Origin of the sequence: Roseivirga spongicola, from assembly GCF_034376045.1 — a bacterium.
GTDB lineage: Bacteria > Bacteroidota > Bacteroidia > Cytophagales > Cyclobacteriaceae > Roseivirga > Roseivirga spongicola.
Genome location: NZ_CP139724.1, coordinates 3,231,132 through 3,244,092, shown reverse-complemented (window position 1 = coordinate 3,244,092; position 12,961 = coordinate 3,231,132). Strand labels below are relative to the sequence as shown.

The 12,961-nt window shown below is 41.6% G+C and carries 12 protein-coding genes; 10 read left to right on the top strand and 2 right to left on the bottom strand.

What is annotated here, in order from left to right; all coding sequences use genetic code 11:
- Nucleotides 1–46: 46 nt before the first annotated feature.
- The 6 genes from T7867_RS14530 (at nt 47) to T7867_RS14505 (ending at nt 6,326) form a co-directional block, all read left to right on the top strand.
- Nucleotides 47–1,021 (top strand): cyclase family protein, encoded by a 975-nt coding sequence (locus T7867_RS14530; protein ID WP_068222896.1) that lies wholly within the window; start codon nt 47–49, stop codon nt 1,019–1,021.
- A gap of 36 nt (nt 1,022–1,057) precedes the next feature.
- Nucleotides 1,058–1,510 (top strand): DMT family transporter, encoded by a 453-nt coding sequence (locus T7867_RS14525; protein WP_068222904.1) that lies wholly within the window; start codon nt 1,058–1,060, stop codon nt 1,508–1,510.
- 3 nt (nt 1,511–1,513) lie between these two features.
- Nucleotides 1,514–2,233 carry a GNAT family N-acetyltransferase gene (locus T7867_RS14520; RefSeq protein ID WP_068222906.1) on the top strand — a complete coding sequence of 240 codons (720 nt, stop codon included), beginning with the start codon at nt 1,514–1,516 and terminating at the stop codon, nt 2,231–2,233.
- A 7-nt stretch (nt 2,234–2,240) separates the two neighbouring features.
- Nucleotides 2,241–2,873 (top strand): NAD(P)H-dependent oxidoreductase, encoded by a 633-nt coding sequence (locus T7867_RS14515; protein ID WP_068222911.1) that lies wholly within the window; start codon nt 2,241–2,243, stop codon nt 2,871–2,873.
- Between the two features lie 1,076 nt (nt 2,874–3,949).
- Nucleotides 3,950–5,908: a PAS domain-containing sensor histidine kinase gene (locus T7867_RS14510; protein ID WP_068222920.1), complete on the top strand. Its 1,959-nt coding sequence runs from the start codon at nt 3,950–3,952 to the stop codon at nt 5,906–5,908.
- A 4-nt stretch (nt 5,909–5,912) separates the two neighbouring features.
- Nucleotides 5,913–6,326 (top strand): response regulator, encoded by a 414-nt coding sequence (locus T7867_RS14505; protein WP_068222922.1) that lies wholly within the window; start codon nt 5,913–5,915, stop codon nt 6,324–6,326.
- Between the two features lie 164 nt (nt 6,327–6,490).
- On the opposite strand, the gene T7867_RS14500 is transcribed toward T7867_RS14505, so the two are convergent.
- Together T7867_RS14500 and T7867_RS14495 are read right to left on the bottom strand one after the other, a co-directional pair.
- Nucleotides 6,491–8,695, bottom strand: coding sequence for a xanthine dehydrogenase family protein molybdopterin-binding subunit (locus tag T7867_RS14500; RefSeq protein WP_068222926.1), 2,205 nt, complete (start codon nt 8,693–8,695; stop codon nt 6,491–6,493).
- Between the two features lie 11 nt (nt 8,696–8,706).
- Entirely contained in the window at nt 8,707–9,162 is a 456-nt protein-coding gene (locus tag T7867_RS14495) for a (2Fe-2S)-binding protein (RefSeq protein ID WP_068222927.1), read from the bottom strand.
- 259 nt (nt 9,163–9,421) lie between these two features.
- Between T7867_RS14495 and T7867_RS14490 the strand changes: the two genes are divergently transcribed.
- The 4 genes from T7867_RS14490 to T7867_RS14475 all read left to right on the top strand — a co-directional run bounded on the left by T7867_RS14490 (nt 9,422) and on the right by T7867_RS14475 (nt 12,955).
- Nucleotides 9,422–10,000 (top strand): hypothetical protein, encoded by a 579-nt coding sequence (locus tag T7867_RS14490; protein WP_068222930.1) that lies wholly within the window; start codon nt 9,422–9,424, stop codon nt 9,998–10,000.
- A gap of 10 nt (nt 10,001–10,010) precedes the next feature.
- Nucleotides 10,011–11,438, top strand: a complete 1,428-nt coding sequence (locus T7867_RS14485) for a flotillin family protein (RefSeq protein WP_068222933.1) — start codon at nt 10,011–10,013, stop codon at nt 11,436–11,438.
- Between the two features lie 332 nt (nt 11,439–11,770).
- Nucleotides 11,771–11,992, top strand: a complete 222-nt coding sequence (locus T7867_RS14480) for a hypothetical protein (RefSeq protein WP_245660253.1) — start codon at nt 11,771–11,773, stop codon at nt 11,990–11,992.
- A gap of 381 nt (nt 11,993–12,373) precedes the next feature.
- A complete protein-coding gene (locus tag T7867_RS14475) occupies nt 12,374–12,955 on the top strand; it encodes a Crp/Fnr family transcriptional regulator (RefSeq protein ID WP_068222935.1) in 582 nt (193 codons plus the stop codon).
- Nucleotides 12,956–12,961: the final 6 nt, after the last annotated feature.

The following is a 12,961-nucleotide window of genomic DNA, read 5'->3' as shown; positions in this document are numbered from 1 at the left end:
GGCTTTCAGATGTGCTGAAGTTTGTACCTATCAAACTTTAACACCAATGAAAAAGTACAAATCCATTTTACTGCTACTCCTTCTTTTTGCTAAGGTTGAAGCACAGGAAGTAGTAGGAATTAGCCCTTGGGGACCCAATGATGAGATTGGCACCCTCAATATGATGACCGAGGCTTCCAAACTTCAGATTCTATCTAGAATTGCCAGCGGCAAGTCTTATGATTTGAGCGTGGAGTATTTCGTAGGAATGCCCAGCTTTCACGCCCTTGGCGATCCGCCTTACCAATATTGGCTCACCCATACCCCCAACGGTACCATAGTTGACAACCCAAACGGAATGGGCGAGGCCATGAACCGAAAGGTTTCCTACACGGGTGATGCCATTTCTATGTACACCCACATGGGCACTCATATTGACGCTCTCAATCATTTCGGACTGAATGGTAAAATATGGAATGGATATAGCCCTGAGGAACACCTGGGTGACAAAGGATGGAAGAAAACCGGAGCGGAAACCATCCCCATTATTATTGCCAGAGGGGTGCTTATAGATATCAGAAGTGCTAAGGGTGAAAGGCTTTTACCCAACTATCGCATTACGGCAGAGGATATTAAAGAAGCCTTGAAAAAGCAGCACCTTGCGCTCCAGCCTGGTGATGTGGTACTTATCAGAACTGGCCAGGCACAATATTACCAACAGGCTTCCGAATATCTGGACAACTATCCGGGTATCAGTTTAGATGCGGTTAAGTGGCTGGTAGAAGATCAGCAAATAATGTTGCTCGGTGCCGATAACCTGAGCTTGGAAGCCTTTCCTCCTGAAAGAGCCGATAACTGGGTACCCGTACATACCTATCTGCTGGCAGAAAAAGGCATGATGTTCATTGAACAAATGAATCTGGAGCCACTGGCTGAAGATCGGGTATTCGAATTCGCCTTCATTGCCTCATCACTCAAACTGAGAGGTGCTAGTGGTGCGCCAATGCGACCTATTGCACTGCCTGTCAATAAATTAAAATAATATAAACAGTACTAAGCACAATCAAACCATTGCCTTATGAGTAATGCCAGTTTAGTATCACTTGCCCTTTTAGGAGGAATACTTTTAGCCATTCAAGGAGGCTTCAACTCCCAGCTGAGTACTCAGTTAAAAAGCCCCTTCTTAGCAGCACTGATCAGCTTTGTTATCAGCTCTATTTTGGCAGGCCTGGTCATCGCGCTGAGTCTGAAGAAACTACCAGATTGGCAGGAAGTTCAACTGATACCGCCCTACCTGTGGTTTGCCGGAGCCATATTCAGCTTTTTAGGTATATGCCTCTACTATTACACCATTCCCAAGTTGGGCATTAGTAGTATGATTTCATTGGGCCTAACTGGCCAAATGCTCATTTCGGTGATAGCAGGGCACTTCGGATGGTTTGGTCTTGAGGTCGAACCCATTTCGCTCAGGCGTTTGCTTGGCATAGCAGCCATGATAATCGGAATAATTCTTATCAACCATCACAAATAGTCAATGAATCTCATTCAAGAAAATATAGATAACCTGACCAGCCTCTGGCAATTGGCCGGAAACCGTTGTGGAGTTTTCGAACAGAACTCCGGCTACTCCTTTAGTTATATACCACAGTCAAGCTGGCCCAACAGGCTTTGGCTGACCGCTGATATTGACTCTACTACCTTCAAAGAGGCCATAACAAAAGCCAAGCAGCACGACTTAAGCATTTCACTTTGGGATGAACTCATGGAAATGAACCAACTGGAAGCCGAAGGTTACAAACTGAAATCGGAGCTTCAGGGCATGTCAATGACCCTGAGAAACTGGGAAAGACAAGGTCAGCCCATAGAGCTACTTACCGTTGGGGATGACCTAAGCGCAGCTATGTGGTCAGATCTTTTTCAACAGGCATTCGGCTATAGAATAGATAGTGCTACGGTGCTAAAAACAATGGATCGGGTGCAATATTTTATCGCCAGAGACCATGGACAGCCAGTGGGCACAGCGGTCTTATTCCATCATAAGCCAGAGATCGCAGGCATTCATTCTATGGGTATCATCCCAGACATGAGAAGACAAGGGTATGCCGAAAGGTTGCTGCACTCAGTACTCCGTCTTGGTAAAGCAAGCGGTGCTCAATGGGCCATACTACAAGCTTCCAGTATGGGAGAAGCACTCTATCTCAAAACTGGCTTTACTCAGCAATTCACACTCAAAACCTACAAGTATAACATTTAGAATAAGCATGAATTTAATCGATAACCTAAACTGGAGATACGCTACCAAGGCGTTCGACCCAGCAAAAAAAGTAAGCTCCGAAGAATTGGAGGTATTAAAAGAAGCAGTGAGGCTCTCTCCTTCTGCCTATGGTTTGCAACTGTACAAAGTACTGATAGTTGAGAACAAGGAAATCAGAATGGCCTTAAGGGAGGCGAGTTGGAATCAACCTCAAATCACAGATGCCTCTCACTTATTAGTCTTCTGCAATTTCACGCAAGATTTCAACGATCATGTGGATGATTACGTGCAGCTCATTGTGGAAGCTCAGGGTGTTGATAAGAAACAAATTAGCCCCTACGGTGAATTTATCAAGTCGCAATTGAACAACAACGGCACCAAACAAAACCAAGTTTGGGCTGAAAAGCAGACCTACTTAGCACTCAGTAATTTATTGGCAGCCTGTGCAGAACTTAAGATCGATGCCTGTCCCATGGAAGGCTTTCTTAACGATGCTTACAATAGAATTCTTGGCTTGAACAAGCAGGGGCTCAACGCTTCGCTGATTGCAACAGTCGGCTATCGGTCAGACAATGATGAGGCTCAATTCAGGAAAAAGGTCCGCAAGGATAAGGAGCAATTGTTTGAGCTCGTGTACTAGGTAGTGCAGGCTCTTTTTTAACTCCTTCCTGATTTTGAACCTAATAAGTCTAAGGCTGGCAGTCCTTTTTACATATTGAAGATAGGGCTGCCAGCCTTTATAAAAAGAGAGGCTTTTCTACACTCAGACATCTCCTGTAAGGGACTCTGATGGGGATGGGAATCAACTGGTCTGACCACGTGGAGTGGTCTGACCAGTGAAACTCGCCACAGTTGAACTTGTTAGCTTCAGCCCTAGTTGAAGCGTCTCGCTTCGATTTAATGCTCTAACTATTTGAGCGTTGTTACCAGAATCCAGCTTGCGAGTGACAACACTGCATAAGCAATAAATAAAGCTTGGACGATCCCTCGATTCCTCGGGATTAAAAAGGGCTTGAACAAAACTAGCAGCCTTACAATAGTGAAAGTAGGAAGCCAGCCTTCAGGTAGAGCCCCCTGCTACTACTCAAACCTCGTATAGCACCTCGATTAGATGTCTCCAGAAAGGGACTCCGAGCAGTTTCAAACACCATCAGAGTCTCACATAGTGGACTCTGATGGAGATGGAATCAACTGGTCTGACCACTTGGAGTGGTCTGACCAGTGAAACGCGCCTTAGTTGAACTTGCCCACCTCCGCCCTAGTTGAATCGTCTCGCTTCGACTTAGTATCTTAGCCGGTTTTGGTGTTGTCACCAAAACCCAGGTGACATCACTGCATAAGCAATAAGTAAAGCCTGGCAGCCTTACATAAATGTGAAAGTAAGAAACCAGTCTCTATATAGAGAGGCTTTATCGCACATAGCACCTCGCTCAGACGTCTCCTGAAAGGGACTCTGAGCACCATTAAGTATCATCAGAGTCCACCGCGCGAGACTCTGATGGGGATGCCCCTCTAATTCGTTCAGTCGATAATTCAACAAAATAGAATTCGTTTTTCCACCACACAAAAAGGAAGTTTCAAGGTTAGAACAACGCATTCAATTTGAGGAGACCATCACCTCCACTAAATTGAGATAATCAACCATTTAAAAAGCCTTAGGCTAATTTCCTGTTTGCTTAAAGTATTTTGGCTAGCTTAGTATAATTACATCAATCTATGATATACACACCAAAGAGATCCGTTCAGAATATCATCTTAAACTTCGGTTCAATCTTCACATTGATAGTGGCTGCAGTGGTGTTGATAGGCTGGATTTTGAGCTACGAGCCAGTGCTCAGCCTTATTCCAGACGCAGCAACCATGAAAGCAAATACTGCTTTAGGTTTCTTGATAGTCGGATCTATTGGTTTTCTATTCACCAAGAAAGGAGCATTTTTAAAAACTCTAGTAAAATCTTTGGCCGTGCTGCTATCGGTACTGGCTCTTCTGACTCTTTTAGAGTACATTTTCGATATCTCTTTGGGTATTGACAGCCTTTTAGTAGAAGATGCTTTTTCTTCGGTAGTAAGAAACCGGATGTCGCCAGCTACGGCCAGCTGCTTTTTACTTATTGGTGTAGGCGTATTGGTTTTTAACCGTAATAGAGTTAAAAGTCTTATGGCCTCACAATTCATTTGGCTTTTAGTAATTGTTACAGCCTTCATTTCTATAGTTACCTATATTCTAAATATACCTGCTGAGCAAAAGACGGAGCTTTTTAGCTCTATGGCTATTCATACCTCGGCACTTTTTGGTTTAATGGGTTTAGGGCTTTTCTTTCAGACTTCTGCCACTGGATTTGCTGCACTAATAACCGGCCCTTTGCCTGGAAGCCGAATTACTAGAAGGTTGCTGCCTTTTACTATTACCGTTCCTCTAGCTCTCAGCTATTTGTTCTTTTACCTATCGGTACAATCTACTGTAGACATTCCTAGTAGTCTTTGGGTTATTGTAAATACCATCTCACTCATCATTTTAAGCATTGTTTATATCTCCATTATGGCCATTGGCTTGAATAAATCGGCTAAAAAGGAAACATCGCTTCAGCAAAATCTTAAATCTTCTATCCATACCTTGGGTAGTTTTAAGAAAGCAATAGATAAAACATCTATTGTATCTGAGTTAGATAGCCAAGGAGCTATAACCGACATTAACGAAAACTTTGAACTACTCACTGGATATACAAAAGATGAAGTAGTGGGTAAGCCATACACCAGTCTTTTGGAGCTAAATGAAGAAATTACTGAAACCATTTTAAACAACTTAAGTGCCGATGGTTTATGGGTTGGTGAGGTAGAAAGAAAAGCCAAAAGCGGGAAGCTCTGGGTTCATAGCTCTGTGGTTGAAGATAAGCCTCCGGGAAGCCCAACCAAGTACTTTATGGTTGAGCAAGATATTTCTTTGCGTAAGCAAAATGAAATATTAAAAGACATACAGTTTATGCAGAAGCTCAGACAGAAAAATAAAGAGCTAGAGCAGTTCCTCTATATTGCCTCACATGATCTTCAAGAGCCTTTGAGATCGATAAGAAGTATGTTAGAGCTGCTTAAACTGGAGCTAAATGATAAGCTTGACGAACAAACTACAGTATTCATGGACCTAGTAGACTCATCTGCCAATCGTATGTCTGACTTGGTAAAAGGTTTAATGGACTACGCCAGATTGGGCAATCAGAAGGAGCTAGAGCATACAGACTTGAATAAGTTAGTTACAGATGTGCTATCTGACATTGGCCAGTCTATTAATGATCACGATGCTGATATAGAGAAATCTAAACTTCCTTCATTGGATATTTATCCAGTAGAAATCAGACTGCTTTTTCAGAACTTATTAAGCAATGCTATAAAGTTTCGTAAACCAGATACCCCTCCTCAAATTAGTATTAGTGCAGTGGAAAAAGGACTGTTTTGGCAATTTCAAATAAAGGATAATGGCATCGGTATAAAAGAAGAACATCAGCAGAAAATATTTCTTATTTTTCAGCGCCTAAATAAGAAAGAGGAGTTTGAAGGAACCGGAATTGGGCTAGCTCACTGCATGAAAATCATATCGCTGCACGGTGGCGAGTTGTGGGTAGAATCTAAACCCAATGAGGGCTCCAGTTTTTTCTTCACACTCCCGAAAAAACAATTTTAACAAAATGAAAGCGGATCTAAAGGTACTTTTGGTGGACGATGATAAAGCCACAAACCTTTACAACCAGTATAATCTCAAAAAACTGGGTTGTTGCAAAAGCATAGATGTGGCTCTGAACGGACAAGAGGCCATAGAGTTTTTAACCTCAAAAGACGAGGAGGGTAATCATCCCCAACCTCATCTTATATTTTTAGATATTAATATGCCATTGGTAGATGGATGGGAGTTTTTAGAATTATATGATCAACTAAGTGAGGAGCAAAAAGGCGATGTAATTGTAGTTATGCTTACCACCTCGGTAAATCAAGACGATTTTAAAAAGGCAGAAGCTAACCCCCACATAAAAGACTTCAAGTCTAAACCACTGACGATAGATAAAATGCAAGAGCTTATTGAAAGCTATTGGGAGTCTAAGTAAGACACAAAAAAAGAGGCTATCTCAAAAGTTAACTGTCATTCCCGACTCCGATCGGGAATCTCCTAGGCGGACTTCATTGGCCGGAAGAGATTCCCAGTCAAGCTGCGAATGACGAAAATAGTAGCTTTTGAGATAGCCTCTTTTATCTATTACTATTTCTCGTTCTAACCCAAGTTCAAAGACATCTCGTTACTTGCATACGGTTGATTATACAACCTTGTACCGGTTGCTTTGTAAAGCGCACTAGCCAATGCTCCAATAGCAGGTGGTAATCCAGGTTCTCCAAGCCCCGTTGGCGAAATGTCATTATCTACAAAGTGTACTTCAATTTCTCTTGGTGCCTGATTGTTCCGAATTAGTTTATAAGAATCGAAATTGCTTTGCATAGGTGAACCATTTTCAAAAGTGAGTTGGCTATACAATGCATGTCCTATGCCATCTACCACTCCGCCTTGAATTATGTTCTCTGCTCCTTCTTTGTTAATTAGAATACCGCAATCTACAGCACACCATACCTTTTTCACTTTCGGCTGGTTGTTTTCCATTACTACATCCATTACCTGAGCCACATAAGAGTTATGGCAGAAGTAAGCAGCAACACCTCTATAAACACCATCTTGTTCAGTGCCCCAGTTTGCTTTTTCCTTTACTAGTTTAAGCACGCCAGCGTAACGTTCGGCATCGTACTCGTATTTCTCTCCTACCGGGTTATTCATTGCCTTATCGAATAACTCCAACCTGAAATCAATTGGGTCTTTACCAGCTGCTTCTGCAACCTCATCTAAAAAGCTTTGCTCTGCCCCAGCAGTGAAGTGCGACCTTGGAGCTCGCCATGCTCCAGTAGAAATATTTGTGCTAGACATAACCGATTCTGCCGAATAGTTATCTACAGCTCCAGCAGGGAATCTATTAGGGAAAATAGGACCTTCTGGCAAGCCAACTCCTCTTGCTGAGAAAGCTATGAGGTTATTATCCTCATCCAAACCGGCTTTATAAACCGATCTATAAGTAGGTCGATATGTTCCTTGGGTCATATCGTCCTCACGTGTGTAAATAAGTTTGATTGGTGCGCCAGCTTGTTTTGAAATTGCTGCTGCTTCAATTCCCGTGTGGTTATAAAGTCTTCTACCGAAACCTCCACCCATACGAGTCATATCTACTGTTACATTTTCTGCAGGAATCCCTAATAACTGTACAACTGAATCTTTTAAGGCTTGAGGTGTCTGACTCGGGCCTACAAGCTCAGCCGATGTATCAGTTACATGAGCAAAAAAGTTCTGAGGCTCCAATGTGTTATGAGCCATAAATGGAGAAGTATATGTTCTCTCTATTACTTTAGCAGCCTTAGCAAAAGCAGCATTAAAATCACCGTCTTTTCGGCTTCCACCAACTCTACCCTTTTCTAGGTCAGCAATCAGTTTCTTCTCATGCATTTCAGAGTTCTCTGGTTCACTTACCTTCTCCCAATCTACCTTCAGTGCTTTCTTTGCCTGCATTAACTGCCAAGTTGAGTCTCCAACTATTGCTATCAATTTGTTGAAGGCATTTACATCTGACCATTGTGGTTTCTCCAAAGTAGTATCTACAATAAATGCATCAGACACACCTGGCATAGCCTTTATTTCATCTACATTGAAGTCTTTCGGTTGCATACCAAATGCTGGTGGGTGCTGGATCATAGCCAACTTCATTCCCTCGCGTTTGAAATCTAGTCCAAAAAGAGGCTTTCCTGTTACAATTTTAGGACCTTCTACATTCTTCTGAGCCGTACCAATAAGCTTGTAGTCTTTAGGGTCTTTTAGCTCTAGTTCTTCTGGAACTTCGATTCCAACAGCTTTGGAGGCTATTTCACCATACCCAATAGACCTGCTTCCGTCTTTCTCTGTGATTACTCCTTCGCTAGCAGTAAGTTCGTCAAGACCTACGCCCCATTCTTTTGCAGCTGCTTCCATGAGCATACGTTTACCCGCAGCACCAGCCATACGCAAGGCATTCCAAGCCATCATAATAGATAAGCTCCCCCCAGCAAACTGAGGATTTTTAAAAGCATCTGAATCTAAGGCACCTTGTTCAACCACTACGTTTTTCCAAGGAGCATCTAACTCTTCTGCCACAATCATTGGCATAGAAGTCATTACATTTTGGCCAATCTCTGGGTTTGGAGAGTAGATTGTGACCATTCCAGTATCTCCAATTTTGATGTAGCCGTTTATTTCGAACCACTCATTTGGATAAGCCACCGTTTCGGACTCTTTAGAAATGGCCGAGCAGCTTGTTAACCAATTGAACCCTATGAGCATTCCTCCTCCTGCGGCAGCAGAGGTTTTCAGAAAGGATCTTCTTCCTACTTTCGTTTTAATTATAGTCATGATTCAGTGGTTTAAAGTTGTGAAGCTGCTTTGATTGCCTTTCTAATTCGCACATAGGTACCGCAGCGGCAAATATTGCCGCTCATTGCTGCATCAATATCTTCATCAGTTGGGTTAGGGTTGCTGTTGAGCAAAGCCGCTGCGCTCATCATCTGGCCAGCCTGGCAATAACCACACTGAGGCACATCTATATCTAACCACGCCTTCTGAACTGGGTGATCTCCTTTTTCCGAAAGCCCTTCAATAGTGGTTATTTTTTGTGAAGTAACTGCAGAAACCGGAAGCGAACATGCACGAACTGCACTTCCATTTAAATGAACTGTACAGGCACCACATTGAGCAATACCACAGCCATATTTAGTTCCTACCATATCTAGGTGGTCTCTTAGCACCCACAAAAGTGGAGTACTCGGGTCGACATCCACCTGCTTGTCTTTCCCATTAATATTCAGTGTAAAACTTGCCATAGTGCTGATTTTATACGCTTACCGTTATCGGTATAAGTTAGTAATAAAATCAATCAACCTAATTTACTCTACATCAACCAGCACCTATTTTAGACGAATTTAGACTCAATTCAGATAAGTCCATGATTAATACAGCTAAAAGGAAGGTGAAGATCAGCATGCCTTTCGTCCACTCGCCATCCATTTTTCACCCATGCCTTCATTTCATTAGAATTGGAAGATAAAAAAGCATATTTTCAATCAACTAAATTTTTAATCCATGTCTAACCTTTCAGAGTGGTGGAACTCACTGGATACAATCCGCCAGATTTATTGGGGCATTGCCATCCCCTTTAGTTTGATTTTTTTAATTCAAATGGTACTTACTTTTATTGGAGGTGAAATGGAAATTGATGGAGATGCTGACTTTGATGTCGAAAGCGACTCCGGTGTAGGTTTTCAGTTCTTCACCCTAAAAAATTTCATAGGCTTTTTCACCATCTTCTCTTGGTCTGGCATAGCCGCTTTAGACTCTGATTACAGCACGGCTACCACACTAATTATATCTACAATTAGTGGGCTAATTATGATGACCTTAATGGCCAGTCTCTTCTATTTCTTCAGCAAACTGACCGATAGTGGCACCATGGATATTAACAATGCCAAGGGAGCTATTGCTGAGGTGTACATGAGAATTCACGGTAACAGATCTAACATTGGTAAGGTGCTAGTGAAGGTTCAGGGCTCTTTAAGAGAGCTAGAAGCCATAACCGATGACGAAGAAGATTTACCAACTGGTTCGGTGGTAAATGTGAAAGACGTGATCAACGACAACATACTTTTAGTTTCGAAAAATTAAACCAACACATATGAGTGAATCTTTTATTATAATTATTGCCGTTGCGGTAATCTTCGTCTTTGTGATGCTCATTGGCATCTTCAGGCGATACAAAAGGTGTCCATCCGATAGAATTTTGGTGGTTTACGGTAAAGTAGGCTCTCATACCGGAACCGATGTAGGCCGATCTGCCAAGTGTATTCACGGTGGGGCCGCTTTCATCTGGCCAATCATTCAGGACTATTCCTTTTTGGACCTTACCCCTATTTCTATCGAGGTGAACCTAACTAATGCGTTGAGCCGTCAGAACATTCGTGTAGATGTTCCTTCTCGATTTACCGTGGGTATCTCTACAGAAGAAGGAATTATGACTAACGCTGCTGAAAGGCTATTAGGCCTGTCTCAGCAGAACATCCATGACTTAGCGAAAGACATCATCTTCGGTCAGTTGCGTTTGGTAGTTGCCACTATGGACATTGAAGAGATCAACAATAACCGAGATAAGTTCTTGGCTAACGTAGCTTCTAATGTTGAGGCTGAATTGAAGAAGATCGGTCTGAAGTTGATCAACGTAAACGTGACTGATATAAAGGATGAGTCGGGCTACATTGAGGCGCTTGGTAAAGAAGCAGCTGCAAAGGCCATAAACGATGCTATCAAAAGCGTTGCTGAAAAAGACAGAGATGGTCAGATTGGTCAAGCGAATGCTTTGCAAGATCAGAGAACTCACGTGGCTGCGGCCAATGCAAAAGCTGTTGAAGGTGAGAACTTAGCGAAGGTAAAAGTAGCGCAGTCTGATGCTTCGAGGATTGAAAAAGAAGCTGAAGCAAAAAGATTATCAACTGCTGCAGAAAAGGTTCAGTCGGCAAAAGCTTTGGAAGAAGCATATGCCGCAGAGAAAGAAGCTGAAATAGCTCGTGCTCAAAGAGATAAGTCTAGCCAAACAGCAGATATTGTTGTTCCTGCAGAGATCGACAAGCAAAGAGTTGAAATTGCTGCTGAAGCTGAAGCTGAGATGATCAGGAGAAAAGCGAAAGGTGAAGCAGACGCGATTCTTTATATGAAACAAGCTGAAGCGAAGGGTATCTATGAGGTATTGACTAAGCAGGCTCAAGGTCTTGAGCAGATTGTGAAGGCTGCTGGCAACGACTCTAAAAATGCAGTACTCCTATTAGTAGCAGATAAATTACCTGAGCTAGTGAAACTACAGACAGAAGCGATCAAAAATATCAAAATCGATAAAGTTACGGTTTGGGATAATGGCGGAAATGGTCCTGAGGAAAAAACCTCTACTGCCAACTTCATTTCTGGGCTTTACAAATCGGTACCTCCTCTTCAGGAAATGTTCAACATGGCTGGTATGGAATTGCCTAGCTATTTAAAAGGAAAGTCTTCTGAAGAAATTCAGCAAATGGCTGAAGATGTAAAGGATGAAAATTCTGACACAGACAACAAATAAGTTCGAATCATAAACCAAAAGCCCGGCTAAGAAGTCGGGCTTTTTTTATGAACTTAATATTCATCAACTCACAACAATATATGAATGCTCATTATTAGAGTGTCAGATGGCCAAACAGATGCTAGAAGCAGAAGGTCTTAATTTGGTTTTGAAAGACTAAATCATAGGCGCACGTGCACATGCATGAGTTCCAGCTAGTACAGTGAAGGTTCAGTTAAACGTCAATGATATACAAGCAGCCAATGTCATCGTGATCGAGTTTAGGACTTCCAAAGACAATAACTCTTGAATCTGTGGACGTTCTTAAAACAGACTCTTCAAACCCAGACTTTATGGCATTAGTTGAATTACTAGATGCTGACTTAGCCCAACGAGTTGAAGCTGAAACAGAATACTATACACAGTTCAATAAGATTGACATGCTAAAAGACTATGAATTTGCTTATGAAAACGGAAGACCTTTCAGTTGCGATACTTTCAAACCTTTAAAAAGGATATCTCTGTTGAGGTTAAACGCATGTAAGTGTTGGAAACTGAAAGAGGTAAAGGTGTAGCTGGAGCGATACTATCAGAGTTGGAAAAATGGGCTGCGGAACTCGGCTATTCTAAATCGGTTCTGTAAACGGGAAAAAGACAACCGGAAGCCATTGCCTTATATACAAAAGAAGACTACCCGAATACTAAGAAATATGACCAATACATAGAAGTTGAAAATAGTGTTTATAGATATATAACGGAAGAAGAATGAATCACCTTTTCAAAAAAATGTGAGTATTAACTAGTTTAATCCTAATACCAATCTTTCCTAATTAAGATAATGCTCACTCCAAAATCCAAAAATTTCGCTTAACCTCTCCATTAACTTGAAGATATTAGAGTTCAAGATGAGTAGAAGGGAATTCATCACATCTTAAACAAAACAAGCCTGATCATTTATGTATGAAGATTTAAGATTAGTATTTGACCAGATTATTAAAGTACCCCAAAAGGAGTGGCAAATCTTTGAAGGTATTGTAACTAATATTGAAGTTGAGAAATCTGAGTTCCTGTTGAGAGAAGGACAATTCTGTAAAGGCATTTATTTCTTATCTCGAGGAGCACTAAGAACTTTCCACACTTTTGATAGCCGAGAGGTTAACACGTCCTTTCACTTTGAGAGAGAGTTCTTAAGAGAGATTGAAAGCTTAACTTTTGACACCCCATCAAAGAAAAATATTCAGGCCATTGAATCTAGTAGCGTCCTTCTAATTGAAAAACCAAAACTAACTAAGCTCTATAAAGAGTCCGAATATTTCCTGAGATTAGGTAATCTAATTTTAGAAAGACTAACAATAAATGAGCAAAAATATTCCTCACTGCTCGCCACATATTCCCCAAGAGAAAGGTATTCTCAACTCATTAATAATCAACCAGAAATATTACAGCGCGTTCCTTTACAACATATTGCTAGTTACCTCGGAATAAGTCGAGAATCGCTCAGTAGAATTCGAAAAAGGTTGAGTTCAAGCGCTTTTTGACTTTCG